Here is a 25,982-nt window from a genome sequence, read left to right as displayed (position 1 = left end):
CGGGCGGAGGCCAAAGCCAGCAAACGGTCTCAATCGACCAGGACCCCGACGGCCTTCCGCCCGCAACTCTTATAACACAAGTGCAATACACAGGATCCCTGTGACAAGCACAGGGATGAGGGGGAGTGTGCGGGTCAGCCTGCGTCCATCAAAAACCCACCCATGTCTCATTTCCCCGCCCCTCAAAAAACCCAATGGAATAAAAATTCCATTGCAGTTAAACTGCACACGATTTCAGTCTGCATAAGGGAACGACAATGACGGCAATCGAGGCGCCAGATTCGGTGAAGGCTTTTGAGGAGCGCTTGCTCCAGGTCGCGGAGGGCCTGCCGAAGCGGTTGCGGCAATGTGCCGATTATGTCGCCTCCAATCAGGATCGCATCGCCGTTTCCACCGTCGCCGAAATGGCTGATGGGGCCGGCGTGCAGCCTTCGGCCTTCATGCGCTTTTGCCAGATCATGGGCTTTTCCGGCTTTTCGGAAATGCAGCGCCTGTTCCGTGATTCCTATGTCGGCGGCTGGCCGGATTATGCCACGCGGCTCGACCATCTGCGGGAAAAGGGCGACGAGAGCGCCTCCGGCCTGCTGGCGGAATTCGTGGAGGCCGGCCGGTCCTCGCTGGAAATGCTGCTGAAATCGGTCGATACACGCCAGCTTGACGAGGCGGTTTCGGCGCTGGCCGGCGCGCGCACCGTGCATATCATCGGTTTGCGCCGCTCATTCCCGATTGCCAGCTATCTCGCTTACGCCTTCGAGAAGATGAAAGTGCCGGCGGTTCTGCACAGCGCGGTCGGCGGGCTCGGCAATATCAGCGCCATTTCCCGCGACGACGCGCTGATCGCAATCACCTTCTCGCCCTATTCCACTGAGACGCTGGAACTGGCGGAAAACGCCCGCGCCAACGGCATTCCGGTCGTGGCGCTTTCCGATTCCGCCGTCAATCCGCTCCGGAAATCCGGCGCCACACTGCTGACCGTCACCGAGATCGATTTCGGCGCATTCCGCTCGCTTTCGGCCACGCTCTGTCTCGCCATCACGCTGGCGGTTGCTGTGGGAACTCGCAAGACGGCCTGAATATTTTTATTGAAAATGGAAAAAATAGAATTTATGATCCAAATCCATGAAACGGGCATTCCATCATCGTCCGTCTCGTGACGGGTGACAGTGGGCGGAGGAGGCCCGCCGGAACGGGATGGCGAAGGGTGCGGGCGGCTTCGCCCGGTGTCGCTCCAAACATATGAGGCAGGCCGCCGCAACAGGCGGCCCGAAGGAGGAACCTTTTGAAAAAACTTGATCTCATCACGATCGGGCGCTCGTCTGTCGATCTTTACGGTTCGCAGGTCGGCGGCCGTCTGGAGGACATGGCCTCCTTTGCCAAATATATTGGTGGCTCCCCCACCAATATCGCCGCCGGCGCCGCGCGCCTCGGGCTCAACAGCGCCGTCATCACCCGTGTGGGTGACGAGCATATGGGCCGTTTCATCCGCGAACAGCTGGTGCGTGAAGGCGTTGACGTGCGCGGCGTGAAGACAGACCCGGAGCGGCTGACCGCGCTGGTGCTGCTCGGCATTCGTGACCAGAACCAGTTCCCGCTGATTTTCTATCGCGAAAATTGTGCCGACATGGCGCTCAGCGAAGACGATATCGATCCCGCCTTCATTGCCGAGGCCGGCTGCGTCTGTGCCACCGGCACGCATCTGTCGCATCCAAGAACAGAAGCGGCCGTGCTGAAGGCGCTTAAACTCGCCAGAGAGAACGGCGCGAAGACCGCGCTCGATATCGATTACCGCCCCAATCTTTGGGGTGTGGCTGGCCATGGCGATGGCGAAAGCCGTTTCGTCGAATCGCAGAAGGTCACCGCCAAGCTGCAATCCACCCTGCATCTATTCGATCTCATCGTCGGCACGGAAGAGGAATTCCACATTGCCGGTGGCTCCACCGATACGCTGACCGCGTTGAAGGCCGTGCGCAAGGTTTCGAACGCGACGCTGGTGTGCAAGCGTGGGCCGATGGGTGCTTCGGTTTTCGCCGGCGATATTCCTGCCAGCCTCGATGATGGCGAGACCGGCGAAGGTTTCCCGATTGAGGTCTTCAACGTTCTGGGTGCCGGCGATGGCTTCATGGCCGGTCTCTTCCGTGGCTGGCTGCGCGGCGAAGACTGGCCCACAACGCTGAAATACGCCAATGCCTGCGGCGCCTTTGCCGTCTCCCGCCATGGCTGCACGCCGGCCTATCCGAGCTGGGAAGAGCTGCAATATTTCTTCAAGGCCGGCATCCGCAACAAGGCGCTGCGCAAGGACGAGGCGCTGGAGCAGGTGCACTGGTCCACAAACCGCAAGGGCGACTGGGAGACGATGCGCGTCTTCGCTTTCGACCACCGCATGCAGCTGGAAGCGATCGCCGACGAACTTGGCGTCAAGCACGAGCAGATAGGCGCTTTCAAGACGCTCTGCCTTCAGGCCGCACAGAAAGTTTCCGGTGGCGAGGCGGGTTACGGCATTCTCTGCGACGGCCGCCTTGGCCGCGACGCCCTGTTTGCCGCCAGCGGCTCCGGCCTCTGGATCGGCCGTCCGGTGGAATGGCCGGGCTCGCGCCCGCTGACGCTGGAACCCGATCTCGGCAAGGATTTTGGCGGGCTTTCGGAATGGCCGCTTGAAAATGTCGTCAAGGTTCTGTGTTTTTATCACCCCGATGATACCGAGGAGATGCGCGCCGCGCAGGAAGAGACCGTGATGCGCCTGTTCGAGGCGGCACGGCGCAACCGGCTGGAAATGTTGCTGGAGGTCATCCCCTCCAAGGTCGGCCCGACCGACGATTTGACCGCCGCCCGCATCATCGAGCGTTTTTACGAGATCGGCGTTTACCCCGACTGGTGGAAGCTGGAGCCGATGAAGACCCGCGCCGCCTGGAAGAATGCCTGCGACGCCGTCAATCGCAACGACCCTTACGTGCGGGGCATTGTCGTTCTCGGTCTCGACGCACCGCAAAGCGAGCTGGAAGAAAGCTTCCGCCTTGCGGCCGGTTTCGATCTGGTCAAAGGTTTCGCCGTTGGCCGCACGATCTTTGCGGAAGCCGCCCGCGGCTGGCTTTCGGGCAAGATGACCGACGAGGAAGCGGTAAAGGACATGGCGCAGCGTTACACCAGCCTGTGCCGTATTTGGGATGAGGCGCGCGCCAAAAAGGGAGAGGCAGCGTGAAGACAATCAGATTGACGGCTGCGCAGGCCATGGTTCGTTACCTGGCAGCGCAGATGAATGAGCATGGCGAAACCTATATTGCCGGCATGTGGGCGATTTTCGGCCATGGCAATGTCGCCGGTATCGGCGAAGCGCTTTATGGCATCCGCGACGAGTTGCCGACCTATCGTGGCCAGAACGAGCAATCCATGGCCCATGCGGCCATCGCCTATTCCAAGCAGCTGCGCCGCCGCCGCGCCATGGCGGTCACCTCCTCCATCGGCCCGGGCGCGGCCAACATGGTGACGGCGGCAGCGCTGGCGCATGTCAACCGCCTGCCGGTGCTGTTGATCCCCGGCGATGTCTTTGCCAATCGCGGCCCCGACCCGGTGCTGCAGCAGCTCGAAGATTTCGGCGACGGCACCATGACGGTGAATGACTGCTTCCGCCCGGTCAGCCGGTATTTCGACCGTATCATGCGGCCGGAACAGTTGCTGACGGCGCTTCCCCGCGCCATGCGCACCATGACGGACCCTGCCGATTGCGGCCCCGTCACGCTCGCCTTCTGCCAGGATGTGCAGGCGGAAGCCTATGATTACCCCGAAAGTTTCTTCGAAAAACGCGTCTGGCGCCAGCGCCGTCCCGAGCCGGATGTCGTTGAATTCGAAGAGGCGGTTGCTGCGCTTAAAGCGGCGAAGAACCCTGTTATCGTTGCCGGCGGCGGCGTTCATTTTGCCGGCGCAACCGAGACGCTGAAGCGCTTTGCCGAAACGCACTCCATCCCCGTCGTGGAAACGCAGGCCGGTAAATCGGCATTGGCCTGGGATCACGATCTCAATTTCGGCCCTGTTGGCGTTACCGGTGCGGAAAGCGCCAATATCATCAGCGAGAAGGCCGATCTGGTCTTCGGCGTCGGCACCCGTTTTCAGGATTTCACCACCGGCTCCTGGGCGCTGTTCAAGAACCCGAACCGCAAGATCCTGGCGCTCAACGTTCAGCCCTATGACAGCGCCAAGCACGATGCGATCAGCCTGACGGCCGATGCGAAGATCGGGCTTGAAAAGCTCTCCGCAGCGCTTGGCAGTCACCGTTTCGCGGCGCCCAATGCCGACCTGAAAGCTGCATGGTTTGAAAAGGCCGATGCCGATACGGCGGCGCCGGGCGAGGACAATGCCAACAGCCTGCCCACCGACATGCAGGTGATCGGCGCCGTACAGCGCCAGTCGCGTGACAATACCGTCGTCATGTGCGCGGCAGGCACCATGCCGGGCGAGCTTCACCAGCTGTGGAAATCCAAGCTGCCGCTCTCCTATCACATGGAATATGGCTTCTCCTGCATGGGTTATGAGGTGGCCGGCGGCCTCGGTATCAAGATGGCGGAACCGGACCGCGACGTGATCGTCATGGTCGGCGACGGCTCCTACATGATGATGAATTCCGAGCTTGCCACATCGGTCGCCATGGGCGTGAAGATCACGCTCGTCATCACCGACAACAGGGGTTATGGCTGCATCAACCGCCTGCAGATGGAAACCGGTGGCGCGGAGTTCAACAACCTCTACGCCCACACCAACGTCAACCCCATCGCCATCGATTTCGTGGCCCATGCCGGCTCGATGGGGGCGGATGCGCGCAAGGTCTCCACCATTGCCGAGCTGGAAGAGGCGCTTGCCGCCGCCCGCGCCTCCAGCCGCACCACCGTCATCGTCATCGACACCGACCCCTATCCGACGCCGCAGGCCGGCGGTCACTGGTGGGATGTCGCGGTGCCTGAAGTGTCCGACCGCGCCGAAATCGGCCCGGCCCGCGCCCGTTATGAAAACCATGTCAAGGAAAGACAGTAAGATGATCCGTTACGGTACCAACCCGATTGCCTGGTCCAACGACGACGACCGCACGCTGGGCGCCCATATCAGCCTGGAGCAATGCCTCGATGAAACCGCGAAAATCGGTTTCGACGGCATCGAGAAGGGCCACAAGTTCCCGACGGAGCCGGAAGGCCTGAAGGGCGTGCTTTCGCCGCGCGGCCTCTCCTTCGTCTCCGGCTGGCATTCGCTGAACCTCCTGACCGATGACATCGAATCCGAAAAGAAGGCCATGCAGCCGGCGCTTGACCTCCTGAAGGCCATGGGCTCGAAGGTCATCATCGTCTGCGAGACCTCCAATGCCATCCATGGCGCTGACGACACGGCGCTGGTCGACCGTCCGCGCCTTGCGGCCGAGGACTGGGCAAAATTCGGCGCGGGTGTCGAGGCGCTGGCCGCCTTTGCCGCAGAACAGGGCATCACCCTCGTTTATCACCATCACATGGGAACGGTGGTGGAGAGCGAAGAGGAAATCGACCTGCTGATGAAGCATACAGGTCCGAAGACGCATCTGCTGCTCGATACCGGCCATTGCCTGTTCGGCGGCGGCGATCCCGTGCGCGTCGCGCAGAAATATATGGGCCGTGTCGGCCATATCCATGCCAAGAACGTGCGTCCCGTCATTGCCGATCAGGTGCGCAACGAGCGGCTTTCCTTCCTCGAAGGCGTTCGCCGCGGCGTGTTCACCGTTCCCGGCGACAGCGAAGGCGGCGTCAACTTTCCGCCGGTGCTGAAGGTGGCGGCCGAGCATGGTTACAGCGGCTGGCTGGTGATCGAGGCGGAACAGGATCCGGATGTGCGCAACCCGTTCGAATATCAGAGCCTGGGGCTGAAATCGCTGAAGGCTTTTGCGCGCGAAGCGGGGCTGGATAAGGCTGAGGCTGCTTGAAGCCTTTCCTGCCTTGGGCAGCGGAAGCCTGAAGCTCTTCCTCCCTCATTCCTGTGCTTGTCACAGGAATCCAGCCGACGCGCGTCGGCGCGGCGGAAAGACTCCTCTCAGCCCAAGGACCTGGGCTGGCTGGATCCCTGTGACGTCCTCGGGCTTGTCCCGGGGAACAGGGATGAGGGAAACGCGGGAATAGCCGCCCGATAAATTGAACGACTGACCAAAAAGGAACACCACCATGACCTCACTTCTGCGCAAGCCGGTCGCGACCAGCGGCAAGGTGCACGACATCACGCCCCAAAGCGCGGATTGGGGTTATGTCGGTTTCGGCCTCTACCGCCTGAAGCCGGGCGAAACGGCGGCGGAAAACACCGGCGATACGGAAGTCATCCTCGTGCTGGTCGAAGGCAAGGCGACGATTTCCGCCGGGGATAAGGACTTCGGTGAACTCGGCGACCGCATGAATGTGTTCGAACGCAAGCCGCCGCATTGCGTCTACGTTCCGGCCGGCTCAGAATGGTCGCTGACGGCCACGACCGATTGCACCGTCGGCGTCTGCACCGCGCCCGGCGAAAAAGGCAGCCGCGAGGCGCAGCAGATCGGCCCCAATGGCGTGCAGCTGACCGAACGCGGCAAGGGCGCCAATACGCGTTACATCTTCCCCATCGCCATGGAAGAGCGCGACGTCGCCGACAGCCTGCTGGTGACGGAAGTCTTCACCCCGGCAGGCAACTGGTCGTCCTATCCGCCGCACCGGCATGACGAGGATAACTACCCCGATATGACCTATCTGGAAGAGACCTATTATCATCGCCTCAACCCGGCGCAGGGTTTCGGTTTCCAGCGTGTCTTCACCGAAGACGGTTCGCTGGATGAGACCATGGCGGTGGCGGATGGCGATGTCGTGCTGGTGCCCAAGGGTCACCACCCCTGCGGCGCGCCCTATGGTTACGAGATGTATTATCTGAACGTGATGGCGGGACCGATGCGCAAATGGCGCTTCAAGAACCATCCGGATCATGACTGGATTTTCAAGCGGGATAATCCGTAAGGCATTTCAGGCAAACACCGCCACCTCCTCATCCCTGTGCCTGTCACAGGGATGAGGGAGTGCGCGAAGATACGTCTTGAGACTGTCTTGGCACACAACAAACGCAATTAACGAATTGAATTAATTCTAATAATTTCGGGAGGAAAATACCATGGCCGCTCTTGGCGTGGGCCTTATCGGCACCGGTTACATGGGCAAATGCCACGCGCTGGCGTGGAACAACGTCACCAGCGTCTTCGGCGATGTGGAGCGCCCCCGCCTCGTGACGCTCGCGGAAGTCAACCCCGAGCTTGCCGCGAAAAAGGCAGCCGAGTTCGGTTTTGCCCGCTCGACAGGCAACTGGCGCGACCTGCTTTCCGATCCCGAGATCGACGTCATCTCGGTCACCACGCCCAACGCCTTTCACCCGGAAATGGCGATTGCCGCCCTCGAGGCAGGCAAACATGTCTGGTGCGAAAAACCGATGGCGCCCGCCTTCACTGACGCGGTGAGGATGCGCGACGCCGCCCGCCGGTCCGGCAAGGCGGCGGCGATGGGTTACAACTATATTCAGAACCCCGTCATCCGCCACATCCGCCGCCTGATCGACGAAGGCGCGATCGGCAAGGTCTATCACGTCCGCGCCGAAATGGACGAGGACTTCATGGCCGACGCCACCCAGCCCTTCTACTGGAAGAGCGAGGCCTCCTCCGGTTACGGCGCGCTGGATGATTTTGCCGTGCATCCGCTGTCGCTGCTCTATGCCCTGTTCGGCCACGCACAAAGCGCCATCACCGACATGGTGAAGCCTTACGAGACCCGCCCGCTGGCCGGCGGCGGCGAGCGCGCCGTCGAGACGCACGATCTTGCCAGTGTTCTCCTGAAGCTCGAAGGCGGCATTTCCGCCGTGCTCATCGCCAACCGTTCCGCCTGGGGCCGCAAGGGCCGCATCGCCCTCCAGATCTATGGCTCCACCGGCTCGATCCTGTTCGATCAGGAGCGGATGAACGAATTCCAGCTCTACACCACGGATGGACGCGCGGAAGAACAGGGTTTCAGAACCATCCTCACCGCCCCCCATCACAAGCCCTATGACCGCTTCATCCCCGCCCCCGGCCACGGCCTCGGTTTCAACGATCTGAAGGTGATCGAATGCCGGGAACTGATTGCGGCAATCGAGGGGAAAAAGGCCCATATCATCGATTTCGAGGAAGGGCTGAAGATCGAGCGCAGCATTCATGCCATGGCCCGCTCCTTCGCCGAAGGGCGCTGGGTGGGAAGCGCCGAGATTGCGGAATAACACCGGCGCGAAAGCAGGGTCAGGCCGGCGGCGAGAGCATTTCCCGTAAAGGCGCGAAGCGGTTTTACGTCCGGAAAAGGCGTGAAAACAAAGAGTTGGAGCACGTCAACCGCGCCCGTTCAGACGGGACGTGCTCCCGGCCCCGGCACATTTGCACCTGACGATAGAAGGTTCTGCAGCCGGCGTCATTACCGGGAGGCTATTACCGGGAGGCTATTACCGGGAGGCAGTCGCTTTCACGCCGTCGCCCGGTTTATACCTTCGCCACACCATGGTTCCCCCTCGGGAACTCCGAAGCCAGCGCGCTGTACCACTTGCCGCTGTTTTTCAGCGTGCGCAGTTGCGTATCATAATCCACATGCACGAGGCCGAAGCGCATGCGATAGCCCTCGGCCCATTCGAAATTATCCATCAGGCTCCAGGCGAAATAGCCGCGCATCGGGTAACCGTCGCGGATGAGATCGGCGACGATGCCGAGATGTTCGGCGTAATAATCGAGACGCGGCTGATCGTTCACCTCGCCATTTTCGACGCCCATATTATAGCAGGCGCCATTTTCGGTGATGTAGCATTCAGGCAGGTCGTAACGCTTGTAGAGGGTCTCGACCAGCGATTGGAGCGCCGGGGCGTAAACCTCCCGGCCGATATCGGTCTTCACCGCGCTGACCGCCGGTGCGGGCGTGGTGGCGGGGAATTCCGCGCCCGGCGTCGCATCGTCGGCAACCCGCATCGGCGTGTAATAATTCAGCCCCCACCAGTCGAGCTTCTGGCTGATGATGGCGAGGTCTTCCGCCTCCACCACAGGCATGCGATCGCCCAGCGCTTCCATCATCCCGGCCGGATATTCGCCCTTGAAGACCGGATCGAAAAACGCGCCGTTGTGGAACTGGAAGGCCCTTTCGGCGGCCTTCAGATCGGCCTCGCTGTCGGAAGCGGGAATGACGGAATGGGCGTTCAGCACCAGACCCACCGGCACCTTCGGCGCGACATGGCGGGAGGCTTCCACACCGAAACCATGGGCGAGATTGATGTGATGCATGGCCGCCAGGGCCGCTTCCATGTTGCGTTCGCCCGGCGCGTGAATGCCATAGAGATGGCTGAGCCACACCGCGCACCAGGGTTCGTTGAAGGTCGCCACCGCATCCAGCCGGTCGCCGAGACGAGCCATGACGGTTTTTGCATAACGCTGGAAGGCGTGCGCGGTGGAGCGCGAGGCCCAGCCGCCGTCGCCCATCAGCGTCAGCGGCAGATCCCAATGGTAAAGCGTCGCATAGGTCTTGATGCCACGCGCCTTGCAGCCATCAACGAGGCGGTCGTAGAAATCCAGACCCTTTTCGTTGATCGGCCCGAAACCATCGGGAATGATGCGCGGCCAGGCGATGGAGAAACGATAGGCCTCGACACCCATCTCCTTGATGAGATCGAGATCCTCCTCCCAGCGATTGTAGTGATCGCAGGCGATATCGCCGTTATGACGCCCGAAGACATGCCCCGGCATGTTGCAGAAGGCATCCCAGATGGACGGTTTGCGGCCATCCGCTTTCGTGGAGCCCTCGATCTGGAACGAGGCGGTCGCGACACCGAACAGGAAATCGCCGGGGAAACGGGCTGCAAGCGCTTGGGGATCGGTCATCGGAGAGGCCCTTTCGTCATCCATCGAGCGTGAAAAGATCAGCAGCGGTTTAGACCATGTCGTCTGCGAGGTACAGTCGGGTGACAAGGAATCTACAACGTTTCAGGCTGCGCAGTTAACAAGTCCAAAGCGCTTTGCATGGGCAGATGCCGCCGCGACGGTTTTGCCGGCGGCGCTGGGCATCGGCCCGGCGAATGCGGGTGGGAATGGGATGTGGTGAAAGTTGTTGCACTCACCGGGCCGCATCATCGGGACCACAATCGCGGCCCATCGGTCACGGTCTTTTCACGGCACCTATCGGATCGGTCCTTCCCGCCTCTGGCCCGGCGGAATGCCTTTCCGAAACACGGTCTGCCAGAACCATGCTTGTCGATGCCGGCCTCCGGTTCGCGAAAGACGCCGCGCGTATCGCCCTTCCGTTCCGGTTGCGGGAAGAATGATGCGGCGGAAATGGCGGGCGGGGATGGGAGGGAACGTATTTTCTAGGAAGTTGCTGAAAAGTGAGGAGGGGTGGCGGAAAGCCTTCCCCGCTTTTGGGTGGGTAACGGAGAGCATGTCCCCTCATACGACCCCTAGGGCCTGCCTTCCTCCACACCCTGCGTCATCCTCGGGCTTGACCCGAGGATCCATAACCCGCTGAACCATGGATCCTCGGGTCAAGCCCGAGGATGACGCAGTGACCTTGAGACGGGGATCGTCAAATCGAAACGGCAAAAGCGGGAGATGTTCTCCCGCTTTCTTTTTTAGACCATATGATCCCGTCAAACGTAACGATTGACCACGTTTTCGAGATATTCCTGGCGACCGGACTTCGGCTCGGGATTGATATCCTCGCGCTCCACCAGTGCGGCGATCTCCTCGAGCTTCAGCTCGCCACGCAGCATCTTCTGCGCTTCAGCAGAATCCCACTTGGCGTAACGTTCGGAAAGCGGCTTCGACAGCGCGCCGTCCTCGATCATCTTCGCCGCCGCCTTCAGGCCACGGGCGCAGCAATCCATGCCGCCAATATGGCCGATCAGCAGGTCCTGCGGATCGAGCGACTGGCGACGCAGCTTGGAATCGAAATTGGTGCCGCCATTCTTGAAGCCGCCGCCGGCGAGAACATGGTAATAGGCAAGCGCCATTTCCGGCACGTTGTTGGGGAACTGGTCGGTATCCCAGCCGGACTGGTAATCGTTGCGGTTCATGTCGATGGAGCCGAAAATGCCGAAGGCATTGGCCATGGCGAGCTCATGCTCGAAGGAATGGCCGGCAAGAATGGCGTGGCCCTGCTCGATATTGACCTTCACTTCCTTTTCCAGCCCGTTCTTCTGCAGGAAGGCGTAAACGGTGGCGACGTCGTAGTCATACTGGTGCTTGGTCGGCTCCTGCGGCTTCGGCTCGATCAGGATCGTGCCTTCGAAACCGATCTTGTATTTATATTCCACCACCAGGTTGAGGAAACGGCCGAGCTGGTCGAGTTCACGCGACAGATCGGTGTTGAGCAGCGTTTCGTAACCTTCGCGGCCGCCCCACAGAACGTAATTCGCGCCGCCGAGCTTCTTGGTGGCATCCATGCAGGTCTTCACCGTGGCGGCGGAGAATGCAAAGACATCCGGGTCCGGATTGGTTGCCGCACCGGACATGAAACGGCGGTTGGAGAAGAGGTTCGCCGTACCCCACAGCAGCTTCACGCCGGTATCGGCCTGCTTCTCAGCAAAATAATCGACGATCTCGTTGAGGTTCTTCGTGTTCTCGGCGAAGTTCCGGCCTTCCGGGCGCACATCGGCGTCGTGGAAGCAATAAAACGGCGAACCGAGCAGCGAGAAGAATTCGAATGCCACATCGGCCTTCAGCTTGGCGGCCTGCATCGTATCTTCGAACCAGGGGCGCAGGAAGGTCTGGCCACCGAAGGGGTCACCGCCCGGCCAGGTGAAGGTGTGCCAATAGGCGACCGCAAAACGCAGGTGATCTTCCATGCGCTTGCCGGCGACGATCTCATCGGGATTGTAATGGCGGAAGGCCAGCGGATTGGTGCTGTCGGGGCCTTCATATTTGATCTTGGCGATATCGCCGAAGAAACCTGTGGTCATGGTGATCCTCCTCTTTGGGTGGGTTTAGATAGTTTCTTTGATGTTGGAGGGCGTGGCTCACCCCCCTCTGTCCTGCCGGACATCTCCCCCTCAAGGGGGGAGATCAACTCGTGGTTAGGTCTCGCCCTCACGCGAGGCTGAAGATGAAGCGAGAGGTAGCGCCCTGCCGATCTCCCCCCTTGAGGGGGAGATGCCCGGCAGGGCAGAGGGGGGTAAAGCCGCACACTCCGCGTCTCAATGCGAAAGCGCCCGAATAGCCGGATAAAGCGCATGATAGCGCCGATAGGCCTCCTCATAAGCCCCGGCCAGCGCAGCCACCGGCTCGATCGTCCGCGCCGTTTCCGGCTGCGAGCAAACCGCCACCGGATCGGCCCCGGTCGCGGCAATCAGGCCAAGACGGGCCGCACCGAAGGCCGCACCGAAATCGCCCTCGGCCGGAATATCCACGGGCACGCCAAGCGAGGTGGCAATCGATGCCAGCCAATAGGCCGAGCGCGAGCCGCCGCCGATGGCGGTGACGCGGGAAATCGAGGTGCCGGCGGATTTCAGCGCTTCGAGATTATCGCGGATGGCAAAGGTCACGCCTTCCAGCACGGCCTGGGTCAGCGCCTTGCGGTCGCTTTCATGCGAAAGGCCGATGAAGGAGCCACGAATGGCCGCGTCATTATGCGGGGTGCGCTCGCCCGAGAGATAGGGCGCGAAGGTGACGCCGGAGGGCGCCAGCAGCGTCTCGCCGAGTTCGCCGGTCAGATCGGCGGCAGACTGGCCGGTAAGACGCGAATACCAGTTCAGCGCATCTGTCGCGGAAAGGATGACGCCCATCTGGTGCCAGGTATTGGGCAGCGCATGGCAGAAGGCATGCACGGCGCTTTCCGGCTTCGGCAGATAAGACGCATTGGCGGCAAAGAGCACGCCGGATGTGCCGAGCGATACGAAGGCATGGCCTTCCTTCACCGTGCCCATGCCGCAGGCGGAAGCAGCATTGTCGCCCGCGCCACCGGCGACGACGGCACGGCCGGAAATGCCCCATTCGGAAGCCAGTTCCGCGCGCAGCACGCCCGCCTCATCCGTGCCTTCCACCAGCGAGGGCATGTGTTTTTCATCGAGCCCGGTGGCGGCAAGCAGCTCGGAGGACCATTTGCGCGCGCCGGTGTCGAGCCAGGAGGTGCCGGCGGAATCGGACATTTCCGAGATATAGTCGCCGGTCAGCCACAGCCGCAGATAATCCTTCGGCAGCAGCACCTTGGCCACTTTCGCGAAGATATCAGGTTCGTTCTTCGCCACCCAGGCAAGCTTCGGCGCGGTAAATCCGGGGAAGACGATATTGCCGGTGATCTTGCGGAAACGCGGATCGGCATCGAGCGCTGCCGCCTCGGCATGGGAGCGCGTGTCGTTCCACAGGATGCAGGGGCGCAGCACCTTGCCTTCGGCATCCACAAGCGTCGCGCCGTGCATCTGGCCGGAAAGGCCGATGCCCTTCACGGCGGCAAGCTCTTTCGGAAACTTCTGCTTCAGGCCGGCAACGGCGGTTTTCGTCGCGGCAATCCAGTCCGCCGGGTTCTGTTCGGACCAGCCGTGATGCGGGCGTGAAACGTCCAGCGAGCCATTGGCCGAGCCGATGATTTTCTGATCGCCGTCCATCAGCAGGGCTTTGACGCCTGAAGTGCCAAGATCGAGACCGAGATACATGTATTTCTCCATTCCGGCGCCCCATGCGCCGCTTTCAGCGTTTTTTAGAAGTCACCGCATTTCCGGACGGAAAACGGCGGTCACTTTTCCTGGAAATGCTTTCGTCAGGGCAGATTGTCCCTGAGGAATATGTCGATACGGATACGTTCCTGCGCGGCGATGACCGGCTGGCCGTCGGCCCGTGCCTTCAACACGCGGATGGCGCTGCGCACCTCGTGGCCGGCATCCTGGTTGAGCACGGCATCGAGCAGCCCTTCCCTCAGCGCATTGGCGGTGTTTTCCGTCAGCTCATGGGCGATGACCGAAAGCGCCCTTTCGCCATCTGCCGCCGCAAGCGCGCGAATGAGACCGCGATTACCGGCACCGAGACTGTAGATGCCGGAGAGGGCACCATTGCCGAGCGCCTCGCGCACCAGCGCCTCGACGGTGAGCGGATCGTCCCTGCCCTCCAGCACCGGCAGCAACCGCACCTGCGGAAATTCGCTTTCGATGACGGCGCGAAACCCTTCCAGACGTTCGCGATGGTCGCGCACCAGCATGGAGCCGGCGACAACAGCGACATCGCCGCCGCGCCCGGAGAGAAAACGCCCCATCAGGCTCGCCGCCGTGCGCCCGGCCGCGACGTTGTCGACACCCGCATAATGATCGCGCCGCGAACCGGAGAGGTCTGACACCAGCGTCACCGTGGCGATGCCGTCTTCCGCCAGCCGGTCGGCCGCCTCGGCCACATCCCCGGAATCCGTGGCGACAAAGGCCACGCCCGACGGCTTTTCCCGCCGCGCCACCTCGAGAGCCTCCGTCAGCGCCGTGGCATTGAACGGCGGCACCTCGATGATGCGGATCGCCGTGCGCTCCAGATGCGCCCGTGCCGCTGCCGCCCGCACTTCGGCGCGCAGCGTTGCCATGAAGGAATTGTCATTGCCCGGCAGGATGAAGACCAGCGAATAATTGCGGCCCTTGGCCAGATTGGCGGCCGCGATATCGCGCACATAACCGAGTTCCGCAATGGCCGCCTCCACCCTTGCACGCGTGGCGGCATGCACACCGGGGCGCATGTTCAGCACCCGGTCGATGGTGGCGAGACTGACGCCCGCCCGCTCGGCGATATCGTGAACTGTCGGCTTCATGGCTTCTCCCTGCCTTTTGCATATCCAGCTTTGCGGTCGAGGTAAACTGAAAAATGATGTACGTACCTCATATTCTGCTTAAAGCCGCAGCGATCAATCGGCGGAGGTTCTTTCACGGCGTTGCCGCGTGTTTCTTCTCCCCGAGGGGGAGAAGGTGGCCCGAAGGGTCGGATGAGGGGGCAAGCTCTCCGAATATCTCTACCCTTGCCCCCTCATCCCGCTGCCGCGGACTTCTCCCCGGCGGGGAGAAGAAGCGGGTGGCACCCCGCTCGCTCCATATTCAAAACAAAAAAGGGGCCGTCATTTCCGACGGCCCCAGCTCTGCGGTGGATGGGAGGGGATTGTTGTCAGTGCGCCGCGTCTGGCGGCGGCGCTGCCTTGGGTTTCTGGATCAGCACGGTCATGAAGATCAGGCTGGAGAACAAAATCGTCAGCGCGAAGAACACATCCGCGAAGGCCAAAATCCATGCCTGCTGCGAGACCATGCCGACCATTTTCTTGACCGCGACGGACGCGCCGTCCAGCCCGTAGGAATCGTAGTTGGCGCCGACGCTGTTCAGCCATTCCAGCGCCTGCGGGTTGGAGTAGCTGATATGTTCGGCCAGCCGCACATAATGGTCGTCCGTGCGCTGCGACAGCATGGTGTTGATGATGGCAAGACCAACCGCGCCGCCGAGGTTACGCGTGAGATTGAACAGGCCGGACGCGTTGCGGATGCGGGCCGGCGGCAGGGTGCCGAGCGCGATGTTGTTGATCGGCACCATGCACATCATCAGGCCGAAACCGCGCAGAATCTGCGGGATCAGCAGCTCGTAGAAATCCCAGTCGGTCGTCACATGCGTCATGATCCACGTGCCGCAGCCGAAGCTGATGAAGCCGATGGCCATCATCGCCCGCGGATCGAGCTTGGTGGAGACCTTGCCGGCAATCGGTGCGGTGAAGAACATCGCAAGACCGGACACGAACATGGTCTCGCCGATCATCAGCGCATCGTAACCCCTCACCCGGCCGAGATAGAGCGGATAGAGATAGGTCAGCCCGTAAAGCCCGATGCCCATGACGAAGGAGAACAGCGAGCCGATGGAGAAGTTGCGGTCGGCGAAGGCGCGGATATCCACCACGGGGAATTCCACCTTGAAGGCGCGCCAGAAAAACACGACAGCACCGATGACCATGGCCACCGAGCCAAGCACGATGTGTTCGTCGTTGAACCAGTCCTTGTTGTTGCCCTCTTCCAGCACATATTCCAGCGAGCCGAGGAAGACCGCCATGGAAAGCAGGCCCCACCAGTCGAACTTTTTCCAGAGCGAGCTTTCGGGCTTGTCGAAATCGATCAGGCTCCAGGTGAGGATGGTGACGATGATGCCGGGGATGATGTTGACGAGGAACAGCCAGTGCCAGGAAAAGGCATTGGAGAGATAACCGCCGACCGTCGGGCCGATGGTGGGCGCAAGCGTGGCGACGAGACCGATGATCGGTGACACGACCGAACGCTTCGAGGGCGGGAAGATCGTGAAGGCGGCGGCGAAGACGGAGGGGATCATGCCGCCGCCGATAAAGCCCTGGATCGCGCGGTAGACGATCATCTGGTCGATATTGGTGGCTGTGGCGCAGAGTGCGCTCGAAATCGTGAAACCGGCCGCGCAGGTGGCGAAGAGCACGCGGGTGGAGAGAATGCGCGCCAGCGTGCCCGAAAGCGGGATCATGATGACTTCGGCAATCAGATAGGAAGTCTGCACCCAGGCGATCTCATCCGAGCCGGCGCCGAGGCCGGCCTGGATTTCCGCGAGCGAGGCGGAGACGATCTGAATGTCGAGGATGGACATGAACATGCCGAAGACCATCGCGAAAAACGCGATGAGCCTGCGCCTGTCCATCGGGGGATCGGCGGGGATCGACGCCCCGCCCGTACCGACAACCGTAGCCGCCATGATCTTGACCTCAACGGCGCATCAGCGATGCGCCTTACTTGGCTTCCGGGTTAACTTGCGCCGTTTTCGTGGTTTCCGGCGCCGTGCGGGTATCGACATCGACAACGACGCTGAGGCCGGCGCGCAGATTGTGCTTTTCGAGGTCTTCCTTGGAGAAAACGATACGAACAGGCACGCGCTGGATGACCTTGGTGAAATTGCCCGTGGCGTTTTCCGGCGGTAGCATCGAGAAGACCGAGCCCGAGCCGGGCGAGATCGACTGCACCGTGCCCTCGATCGTCGCATCGTCAAAGGCGTCGACATGCACGCGCACCTTCGAACCGGGCACGACGCGGGCAAGCTGCGTTTCCTTGAAATTGGCGTCGATATAAAGCTCGTTCATCGGCACCAGAGAAGCCAGACGCTTGCCGACAGACACCAGATCGCCGTTCTGAACCGCCAGATTGCCGATGACGCCGTCATAGGGCGCCTTCAGAACCGTGAAGGACAGATCGCGGGCGGCCTTGTCGCGGGAAAGCTGCAGCGAACGGATCGTACTTTCGGCTTCCTCGCGCTGGGCGCGCAGAAGCTCGACATTTGCTTTCGCGGAGGAGATGGCGGCATCGCCAGCCACGACATTCGCCTTGGCCTGATCGAGCGCGACCTGCGCATTGTCGGAAGCGGCAACCGTGCCGACATCCTTCGCCTGCAGCTCGCTGGCGCGCTTCTGGGTGATTTCCGCACCGCGAAGGGCGGCATCCAGCGCGCCCTTCTGGGCGACGGCCTGTTCCAGCGAAGCTTCGCCGCCGACGATCTGCGCATCGATGCGCTTCAGCGACAGTTCTTCGGTGCGGATCTGGGCTTCGGCCTGATCGAGCGCGATGCGATAATCGCCATCATCCAGCGTCACCAGCGGATCGCCCGCCTTGACTTCCTGGTTCTCGACCACGTTCACCTTGGCGACATAACCCGAAACCTTCGGTGCGATGACGGCGATATCGCCTTCTATATAGGCGTCGTCCGTCGACACCATGAAACGACCGTCGACCCACCAGTTGTAACCGTACCAGCCGGCGCCGGCGAGAAGGGCAACGGCGATAACAGGCAGAAGCTTCGAACGCTTCTTCTGCTTCGGTGCAGCAATGGTCTGGGGCTGCGGCTGCGGCGCGGCCTCGGCCGGCTTTGCGGGAGAGGTCTCGGCCTTGGCGGAGATATCCGCCTCTTCCGCATCGTTGGCGGCGCGAACCGCACTATTCTTCTGGGCCGACATGAGAGCTTACCGTGATAAATTGAAGAAAGTTTTTCGAACTGAACCGTTCGGTTCGATTGACATAATCTCTTTCCTGACACATATCAAGTGTTATCGAACCGATTGGTTCGACGTTCGGTTAATTTTTTTTACGCCATTGCGATGCTAAGAGGCGGTATCGATGGCAGGTGAAGACAGGGATATGGAGACGGAAACGGAAACGGGCTGTCCGGGCAATGCCGCCGGGCGTTTTGCGGCGGGTGAAGACCCGGCCAAACGCGAGCAGATTCTCGCGGGCGCCTGGCGTGTGTTCAAGCGCAAGGGCTTCGACGCGGCCAGCATGAACGACATCACGCGCGAAGCCGGCGTTTCCAAGGGCACGATCTATGTCTATTTCTCCAACAAGGAGGATTTGTTCGTCGCCCTCGTCGACCATCACCGCAACGAATTCGCCACCTCCATGCGCCATATTCTCGAGGGCACCGAGGAGGTGCGCGAGGGACTGGAACAGTTCGGCAAGGCCTTTGCCAACAAGATGATCTGCTCCGACATGATCCCTGCCATGCGTTCGGTGCTTGGTGTCATCGATCGCATGCCGAAGCTGGCGCAGCGTTTTTTCCTCTCCGCGCCGAATAATGTACGTACCGTACTCCTGGATTTCATCGAACATCAGGTCGAGATCGGCCATTTGAAGGTGGATGATCCTGAGCTTGCCGCCCGGCAATATATAGAGCTTTCCACCGGCACCTTCTTCAAGCTCCGGCTGTTCGGCGAGCTGGAAGGCCCGGTTCCCGACGAGGAACTGGACCGGGTGATCGGCAGTGCCATCAACGTCTTCATGGCTGCCTACGGAACCGACAAGGCCTGAGATCATTCAGCAACGGCGTGAACGCCAATACGCGGTCTGCGCGAAATTTCGATGAAATCTTGCGCCCTGGAGCCATCAACTCCTTGTTTCTCGCGTATTGCGCTATAAATTCCCCCCACCGAATGTTTCGGCTGGCCTTGTTGCTGAAAGGAAAACCTGCCTGATGGAGTCCGTTCTCCCTCTTCTATCTGACCCCGCCGCCTGGGTGGCGCTCGTCACGCTGATCGTCATGGAGGTTGTGCTCGGCATCGACAACCTGATCTTCATCTCCATCCTCACCAACAAGCTGCCGCCCGAACAGCGCGAAAAAGCCCGCAAGATCGGTATCGGCCTTGCACTCGTCATGCGTCTCGGCCTGCTCGGCACCGTCGCATGGATCGTGCAGCTCACCACGCCGGTCTTCGAAGTCTTCGGCCACGCCTTCTCGTGGAAGGACATGATCCTCATCGCCGGCGGTCTTTTCCTGATGTGGAAGGCGACCAAGGAAATCCACCACAATGTCGACCCGGAAGACCACAAGGAAGACATGGTGGGCGGCCCTGTGGGCATGAATTTCGGCGCCGCCATCGGCCAGATCCTGCTGCTCGACCTCGTCTTCTCGGTGGACAGCATCATCACCGCCGTCGGCATGACGCCGCATCTGCCGATCATGATCGTCGCGGTCATCGTCGCCGTCACCGTAATGCTGCTGGCCGCGACGCCGCTCGCCAACTTCATCGAGCGCAACCCCACCATCGTCATGCTGGCGCTCGCCTTCCTGATGATGATCGGCACGACGCTGATCGCCGAAGGCATGGGCTTCCATGTTCCGAAGGGTTACGTCTATGCCGCCATGGCGTTTTCGGCGCTGGTGGAACTGCTCAACATGCTGGCCCGCAACGCGCGCCGCCGCAAGAAGGCGGGTGCGGGCGAGACGCATTGACCGTACTTCCTTCCGTCATGCCGGACTTGATCCGGCATCCAGTCAGCCCAAGTCCTTGGGCTGAAAGAACTCTTCTCGCCGCGCAGACGCGCGGCGGCTGGATACCGGATCAAGTCCGGTATGACGGAAATAATTTCAACTCTTGCCAAAACAATGACCTTTGCGCATGCTTTTCCCATGCGCCAATGTTACGTTTATATTCTTGCATCCAAAAGAAACGGTACGCTCTATACTGGCGTAACAAGCGACCTTTCTCACCGTTTATATGAACATCAGAACAACCTGACGCCCGGCTTCACAACCCGTTATGGCGTCAAGACGCTTGTGTGGTTTGAAACATACGATCTCGTCACGGACGCAATTGCGAGAGAAAAGACCATTAAAAACTGGCCCCGCGCGTGGAAGATCAAGCTGATTGAAGACTTCAATCCGGCATGGGACGACATCGCGCATTTTCTTCTCTAACGAAAGCTCCACTCCGTCATGCCGGACCTGATCCGGCATCCAGCCAGCCCAAGTCCTTGGGCTGAAGAGACTCTTCCCGCCGCGCGGATGCGCGTCGGCTGGATACCGGCTCAAGGCCGGTATGACGGAGGAGGTATAAATCCCGACATCCAACCCGGAACCGCTTCACCCCGCCTTGCGTTCTTCGATACCATCACCGATAGAGTCCTCTATCGGCGCCTCTCCTTCGAAAGCATAAGCAAGCATGACGACAGACCAGATCCTCGCCTTCATCGTCATCGCCGGCATGATGGTCGCGTTCATCTGGGACAGGTTCCGTTATGACGTCATCGCCTGCAGCGCCCTTCTGGTGGCGGTGGCGCTTGGGGTCGTGCCCTTTAACAAGGCTTTCTCGGGTTTCTCCGATGATATCGTCATCATCGTCGGCAGTGCGCTGGTGGTCAGCTCGGCGGTGGCCCGCTCGGGCATCGTCGACATGACGATCAAGAAATATTTCCCGGAAATGCACTCGAAGAGCCTGCAACTGGCCTTTCTGATGATCGTCGTCGCCATCATGTCGGCCTTCATCAAGAATATCGGCGCGCTCGCCATCATGATGCCGGTCGCCTTCCAGTTCGCCCGCAAATCCGGCAGCCCGGTCTCCTATTATCTGATGCCCATGGCCTTCGCAGCCCTGCTCGGCGGGCTGATGACGCAGATCGGCACCTCGCCCAACATCGTCGTCTCCCGCCTGCGCGAGGAGATGACCGGGCAGAGCTTCACCATGTTCGATTTCACCCCCGTCGGCGCGGGGCTGACGGTGATCGGCATCATCTTCCTGACCTTCGGTTACCGGCTGCTGCCGGCGCGCAACCGCCAGCAGGCCTCGGTGGAGGATATTCTCGATCAGTCGGCCTATACCGCCGAAGCCACGCTGCCGGCCGACAGCACCTACGCGGAAAAGCCGCTGCGCGAACTGCTCAAACAGGCCGATGGCGGCGTGATCGCCAGCACCATCCTGCGCGGCCCGCGACGCATTTCCCCCTTTCCCGATGTGACGCTGAAAGCCGGTGACACCATCCTCCTCGAAGGCAGCCCGGAGGGGCTCGACCGCATTGTCTCGCAGGCGAAGCTGCTCTTATCCGGCAAGCCGCTGATGGAGAACGGCCAGAAAACCACCGATCTTATCTCCATGGAAGCAGTCATCAGCAATGAATCGGTGCTATCAGGCATTTCGGCGCGCGAGCTTTCGCTCTCCTATACGCGCGGCGTCAACCTCATCGCGGTCAGCCGTCGCGGCCAACGCGTCAGCCAGCGGCTTTCCGAACTGACATTGCAGGCGGGCGACGTCATTCTTCTGCAGGGAAGCCGCAAGAACCTGCCGCAGGTGCTGCAGGAATTTTCGCTCTTGCCGCTGGCGCAACGCGAAATCCTGCTCGGCGTGCAGCGCCGCGCGCTTTTGCCTGTCCTCGTGCTCGCCGCCGCGATGATCGCCGCCGGCAGCGGGCTGGTGCCGGTCTCCGTCGCCTTTTTTGCCGCCGCCTTCCTGATGATCGTCGTCGGCGCGATACCGCTCACCGAAGTCTATAAATCCATCGACGGGCCGATCCTCGTCATGCTCGCCGCCCTCATTCCCGTCAGCGACTCGCTCCGCACCAGCGGCGCCAGCGAACTGATCGCCGCCTGGCTCGGCCATGCCGCGCAGGGATTGCCGCCCTTTGCGGCGCTCGGCATGATCCTGCTCACCGCCATGGCCGTGACGCCCTTTCTCAACAATGCCGCCACCGTGCTGGTCATGGCCCCCATCGCCGCCGGTTTCGCCACCACGCTCGGTTTTCGGCCGGAGGCCTTCCTGATGGCGGTGGCGATCGGCGCCGGCTGCGATTTCCTCACCCCCATCGGCCACCAGTGCAACACGCTGGTCATGGGCCCCGGCGGCTACCGCTTCAGCGACTATCCGCGCCTTGGCCTGCCGCTGTCGATCATGATCGTCATTGCCAGCATTCCCATGCTGCTTTACGTCTGGCCAGTGAGCTAGGACGTGAACTAGGACGTGAGCTAGGACGCCAACCAGGGCGCTGAACCAGCGCGGTCCGCCGCCGCGCGAAGACAGCGCGGGCTGCGTATTTCCTTGACGCCTGCGGCAGAATATGGCCTAAGCCGAAGCCGAACGGGAATGTGCAAAAGGCGCTTTCATTGCGTCTTCCAACATGATTTCCTGCCGCATCCAAACGAAAACTCTGTGACAGACGGGTGAAGCCGCCCCTATGTCACTTCCACGTCACGACGAGTGAATTTCATGACCACTTCCGGCGTTCGCGTCCGCATCGCACCTTCCCCCACCGGCGAGCCGCATGTCGGCACCGCCTATATCGCGCTGTTCAACTATCTCTTCGCCAAGAAACATGGCGGCGAGTTCATCCTGCGCATCGAGGATACCGACGCCACCCGCTCGACCCTCGAATATGAGCAGAAGGTGCTGGAAGCGCTGCGCTGGACCGGCCTCACCTGGTCGGAAGGCCCCGATGTCGGCGGTCCTTACGGCCCCTACCGCCAGTCCGAGCGCAAGGCCATGTACTGGCCCTATGCCGAAGAGCTTCTGGAAAAAGGCCATGCCTTCCGCTGTTTCTGCACGCCCGAGCGGCTGGAGCAGATGCGCGAAGCGCAGCGCGCTAGCGGCAAGCCGCCGAAATATGACGGCCACTGCCTCAACCTGAAGGCCGAAGAAGTCACCGCCCGCGTCGCTAGCGGCGAGGCCAATGTCGTGCGCATGAAAATCCCGACCGAAGGCTCATGCGATTTCCATGACGGCGTTTACGGCGATGTCTCGATCCCGTGGGATTCGGTTGACATGCAGGTGCTGATCAAGGCCGACGGCATGCCGACCTATCATATGGCCAACGTCATCGACGACCATCTGATGAAGATCACCCATGTGGCGCGCGGCGAAGAATGGCTGGCCTCCGTGCCCAAGCACATCCTGCTTTACCGTTATTTCGGCTGGGACCAGCCCACGTTCATGCATCTTTCGCTGATGCGCAACGCCGACAAGTCGAAGCTTTCCAAGCGCAAGAACCCGACGTCGATCTCCTATTATTCCGCGCTCGGTTACCTGCCGGAAGCGCTGATGAACTTCCTTGGCCTGTTCTTCATCCAGATCGCCGAAGGCGAAGAGCTCCTGAGCATGGAAGAGCTGGCGGCAAAGTTCGATCCAGAAGCGCTTTCCAAGGCCGGCGCCATCTTCGATATCCAGAAGCTGGACTGGCTGAACGGCCGCTGGCTGCGCGAGAAGCTTTCCCCGGAAGAGTTCATTGCCCGCACGCTGGAATGGGCGATGGAAAATGCCCGCCTGACCGAAGGCCTGAAGCTTGCCCAGAGCCGCATTTCGAGACTCGGCGAATTGCCGAACCTTGCCGGCTTCCTGCTGGCAAGCGATGTCGGCCTGACGCCGGCTTCCTTTGCCGGGCTGAAGAGCAAACCGGAGGAGATCCACGAAATCCTCACCACGGTTGCCGCCGATCTGGAAAAGATGCCGGACTGGAACGTGGAAGCGATCGAGGCCGAGTTGCGCGATGTGGCCGAACGCACGGGCAAGAAGCTGCGCGTGGTGACGCCGCCGCTCTTCGTCGCCGTCTCCGGTTCCTCGCGCTCGCTGCCGCTGTTTGACTCGATGGCGCTGCTTGGCCGCTCCGTGGTGCGCCAGCGGTTGAAGATGGCGATTGCCGTTGTGGCCACGATGGTTGGCAGCGGAAGCTGATAGTTATGTGCTGACGGTGACGGCAGCATTTTAGAATACGGCCTTCTGCCTGGGGCTTACCCCCCTCTGCCCTGCCGGGCATCTCCCCCTCAAGGGGGGAGATCGACAAGCGGCTGACACCTTGCCCATGGAACGGGTGGGCGCGGCATCTGATCTCCCCCCTTGAGGGGGAGATGCCCGGCAGGGCAGAGGGGGGTAAGCCCAACGCACAAAGGCCACCCGCAACGAACAAGCCCGCTAAAGGCAAACACAATGAACGACAAGACGACCGAAACCACCGCCCTTTCCTCCGACGCGACAGAAGTGCGCCGCCAGAAACTCGCGCTGCTGCGCGAGCAGATCGGCGACGTCTATCCGGCGCATTTCCACCGCACGCTGACCAATGCCGAGCTGGCGGAAAAATATGCCGATATCGAAGCCGACGTCGAAACCGGCGATACGGTGACGGTGGCTGGCCGCGTTTATTCCTCGCGCAATTCCGGCATGTTCATGGATATCCATGACGCCTCGGGCAAGGTCCAGATCTTCTCCCACAAGGATACGACGCCGGAAGCAGCCCGCAACCTGCTGCCGATGATCGATATCGGCGACATCATCGGCGTCACCGGCAAGGTGCGCCGCACCAAGCGCGGCGAACTGACGATCAATGCCGAAGAAATCACCATGCTGACCAAGTCGCTGCTGCCGATGCCGGAAAAGTGGCACGGTGTCTCCGACATCGAGCTGCGGTATCGCAAGCGCCATCTCGATATCCTCTCCAACGAGGAATCCAAGCTGCGCTTCCTGCAGCGCTCGAAGATCCTCTCCGGCATCCGCCGCTTCATGGAGGCCGAAGGCTTCCTCGAGGTGGAAACACCGATGCTGCAGACCATCTATGGCGGTGCGACGGCCGATCCGTTCAAGACCTTCCACAACACGCTGAAGATGGACATGTATCTGCGCATCGCGCCGGAACTGTTCCTGAAGCGTACGCTGGTTTCCGGCCTCACCGACAAGGTCTTCGAAATCAACCGCAACTTCCGCAACGAAGGCGTATCCACAAGGCACAATCCTGAATTCACCATGATGGAATGCTACTGGGCCTATGCCGACTACGAAGACATCATGGGTCTCGTGGAGCGTCTGTTCGAGACGCTGGCGATTGCCCTGCACGGCACCACCGAGGTTGAATTCCAGGGCCAGACGATTTCCTTCAAGGGCCCGTTCAAGCGTGTGCCGATGCCTGACGCGGTGAAGGAAGCCACCGGTATCGACTTCCTCGCCATCAAGACCGACGAAGAAGCCCGCGCTGCGGCGAAGGCCGCCGGTTTTGCCGTCGAGAAGGACTGGACCTGGGGCGAATGCCTCGCCTTCATCTTTGAAGAAAAGGTGGAAGCCACGCTCATCCAGCCGAGCCATGTCACGCATTTCCCGAAGGATATCTCGCCGTTTGCCAAGGAAGTGCCGGGCGAACCGCGCCTCGTCGAGCGTTTCGAAAGCTATTGCAACGCCTGGGAAGTGGGCAACGCCTTCTCGGAACTCAACGATCCGGAAGAACAGCGCCGCCGCATGGTGGAGCAGCTGGAACAGGCGCACGCCCGCGGCGAAAAGGACAAGCAGCTGGACGACGAATTCCTCGACGCCATCGACCAGGGCATGCCGCCCGCCGGCGGCCTCGGCATCGGCGTCGACCGCCTGATCATGCTGCTCACCAACGCGCCGTCGATCCGCGACGTCATCCTCTTCCCGGCCCGCCGCAACAAGGCGGACTGATCGAACGAAACCAGGGGCGGCCTCGCGGCCGCCTTCCGCTCCCTGATTTTCTCGCTAGTGGCGAAGGGGCGTATTTTCTTGACGTCATCCTTGCGCTTGTCCCAAGGATTTAATCACGCCCAACAAAATCAATCCGTTGCAGATCCTCGGGACAGGCCGGAGAATGACATCGGAGAGTGTGGCGAGGTTTCGCCCGTTTGTCTGCCGGTTTTCCTCTCCATACATAGACGCGCGCAAGTAGTTATCCGACTTTCAGCGAACGGATCGCATAAGTTTATTTAACTTTCGGTAGAATATACTGGC

18 protein-coding genes are annotated in these 25,982 nt (G+C 61.1%); 12 read left to right on the top strand and 6 right to left on the bottom strand.

Annotation, left to right across the window (positions count from 1 at the left end; translation table 11 throughout):
- Nucleotides 1-257: 257 nt before the first annotated feature.
- From ACIQUH_RS26320 to ACIQUH_RS26295, 6 genes are all read left to right on the top strand, one after another.
- Nucleotides 258-1,073 carry a MurR/RpiR family transcriptional regulator gene (locus ACIQUH_RS26320; protein WP_400820795.1) on the top strand — a complete coding sequence of 272 codons (816 nt, stop codon included), beginning with the start codon at nt 258-260 and terminating at the stop codon, nt 1,071-1,073.
- A gap of 206 nt (nt 1,074-1,279) precedes the next feature.
- On the top strand, nt 1,280-3,196 hold the full coding sequence (gene iolC / locus ACIQUH_RS26315) for a 5-dehydro-2-deoxygluconokinase (protein WP_400820793.1): 1,917 nt from the start codon (nt 1,280-1,282) through the stop codon (nt 3,194-3,196).
- Nucleotides 3,193-5,019 (top strand): 3D-(3,5/4)-trihydroxycyclohexane-1,2-dione acylhydrolase (decyclizing), encoded by a 1,827-nt coding sequence (gene iolD, locus ACIQUH_RS26310; protein ID WP_400820791.1) that lies wholly within the window; start codon nt 3,193-3,195, stop codon nt 5,017-5,019. The genes iolC and iolD overlap by 4 nt, the downstream gene beginning before the upstream one ends.
- A gap of 1 nt (nt 5,020) precedes the next feature.
- Nucleotides 5,021-5,929, top strand: coding sequence for a myo-inosose-2 dehydratase (gene iolE, locus ACIQUH_RS26305; protein WP_400820789.1), 909 nt, complete (start codon nt 5,021-5,023; stop codon nt 5,927-5,929).
- A gap of 235 nt (nt 5,930-6,164) precedes the next feature.
- Nucleotides 6,165-6,977, top strand: coding sequence for a 5-deoxy-glucuronate isomerase (iolB, locus tag ACIQUH_RS26300; protein WP_400820787.1), 813 nt, complete (start codon nt 6,165-6,167; stop codon nt 6,975-6,977).
- Nucleotides 6,978-7,128: 151 nt separating this feature from the next.
- Nucleotides 7,129-8,256 carry a Gfo/Idh/MocA family protein gene (locus ACIQUH_RS26295; protein ID WP_400820784.1) on the top strand — a complete coding sequence of 376 codons (1,128 nt, stop codon included), beginning with the start codon at nt 7,129-7,131 and terminating at the stop codon, nt 8,254-8,256.
- 253 nt (nt 8,257-8,509) lie between these two features.
- Here the strand turns inward: ACIQUH_RS26295 and ACIQUH_RS26290 are convergent, their stop codons facing one another.
- The 6 genes from ACIQUH_RS26290 to ACIQUH_RS26265 form a co-directional block, all read right to left on the bottom strand.
- Nucleotides 8,510-9,889 carry a GH1 family beta-glucosidase gene (locus tag ACIQUH_RS26290; protein WP_400820781.1) on the bottom strand — a complete coding sequence of 460 codons (1,380 nt, stop codon included), beginning with the start codon at nt 9,887-9,889 and terminating at the stop codon, nt 8,510-8,512.
- Nucleotides 9,890-10,650: 761 nt separating this feature from the next.
- Nucleotides 10,651-11,961, bottom strand: a complete 1,311-nt coding sequence (gene xylA / locus ACIQUH_RS26285) for a xylose isomerase (protein WP_400820778.1) — start codon at nt 11,959-11,961, stop codon at nt 10,651-10,653.
- 234 nt (nt 11,962-12,195) lie between these two features.
- On the bottom strand, nt 12,196-13,650 hold the full coding sequence (gene xylB, locus ACIQUH_RS26280) for a xylulokinase (RefSeq protein ID WP_400820802.1): 1,455 nt from the start codon (nt 13,648-13,650) through the stop codon (nt 12,196-12,198).
- Between the two features lie 104 nt (nt 13,651-13,754).
- The gene (locus tag ACIQUH_RS26275; protein ID WP_400820776.1) at nt 13,755-14,777 is read right to left on the bottom strand and encodes a LacI family DNA-binding transcriptional regulator; all 1,023 of its coding nucleotides are present in this window, start codon (nt 14,775-14,777) and stop codon (nt 13,755-13,757) included.
- A 347-nt stretch (nt 14,778-15,124) separates the two neighbouring features.
- Nucleotides 15,125-16,708, bottom strand: a complete 1,584-nt coding sequence (locus ACIQUH_RS26270) for a DHA2 family efflux MFS transporter permease subunit (protein WP_400820774.1) — start codon at nt 16,706-16,708, stop codon at nt 15,125-15,127.
- Nucleotides 16,709-16,742: 34 nt separating this feature from the next.
- Complete coding sequence (locus tag ACIQUH_RS26265; RefSeq protein ID WP_400820771.1) at nt 16,743-17,957, bottom strand: HlyD family secretion protein; 1,215 nt, start codon at nt 17,955-17,957, stop codon at nt 16,743-16,745.
- Between the two features lie 160 nt (nt 17,958-18,117).
- On the opposite strand from ACIQUH_RS26265, the gene ACIQUH_RS26260 reads away from it, so the two are divergent.
- From ACIQUH_RS26260 to lysS, 6 genes are all read left to right on the top strand, one after another.
- The gene (locus tag ACIQUH_RS26260) at nt 18,118-18,804 is read left to right on the top strand and encodes a TetR/AcrR family transcriptional regulator (protein ID WP_400820769.1); all 687 of its coding nucleotides are present in this window, start codon (nt 18,118-18,120) and stop codon (nt 18,802-18,804) included.
- Between the two features lie 163 nt (nt 18,805-18,967).
- On the top strand, nt 18,968-19,726 hold the full coding sequence (locus tag ACIQUH_RS26255; RefSeq protein WP_400820767.1) for a TerC family protein: 759 nt from the start codon (nt 18,968-18,970) through the stop codon (nt 19,724-19,726).
- A gap of 153 nt (nt 19,727-19,879) precedes the next feature.
- The gene (locus ACIQUH_RS26250; protein ID WP_400820800.1) at nt 19,880-20,191 is read left to right on the top strand and encodes a GIY-YIG nuclease family protein; all 312 of its coding nucleotides are present in this window, start codon (nt 19,880-19,882) and stop codon (nt 20,189-20,191) included.
- A gap of 244 nt (nt 20,192-20,435) precedes the next feature.
- Entirely contained in the window at nt 20,436-22,208 is a 1,773-nt protein-coding gene (locus ACIQUH_RS26245; RefSeq protein WP_400820765.1) for an SLC13 family permease, read from the top strand.
- 261 nt (nt 22,209-22,469) lie between these two features.
- Nucleotides 22,470-23,927 carry a glutamate--tRNA ligase gene (gltX, locus tag ACIQUH_RS26240; protein WP_400820762.1) on the top strand — a complete coding sequence of 486 codons (1,458 nt, stop codon included), beginning with the start codon at nt 22,470-22,472 and terminating at the stop codon, nt 23,925-23,927.
- Nucleotides 23,928-24,179: 252 nt separating this feature from the next.
- On the top strand, nt 24,180-25,679 hold the full coding sequence (lysS, locus tag ACIQUH_RS26235) for a lysine--tRNA ligase (RefSeq protein WP_400820760.1): 1,500 nt from the start codon (nt 24,180-24,182) through the stop codon (nt 25,677-25,679).
- The last annotated feature ends 303 nt before the right edge of the window (nt 25,680-25,982 follow it).

Origin of the sequence: Agrobacterium sp. NPDC090283 (genome assembly GCF_044769685.1) — a bacterium.
GTDB lineage: Bacteria > Pseudomonadota > Alphaproteobacteria > Rhizobiales > Rhizobiaceae > Agrobacterium.
This window is presented reverse-complemented; position numbering and strand designations above follow the sequence as displayed.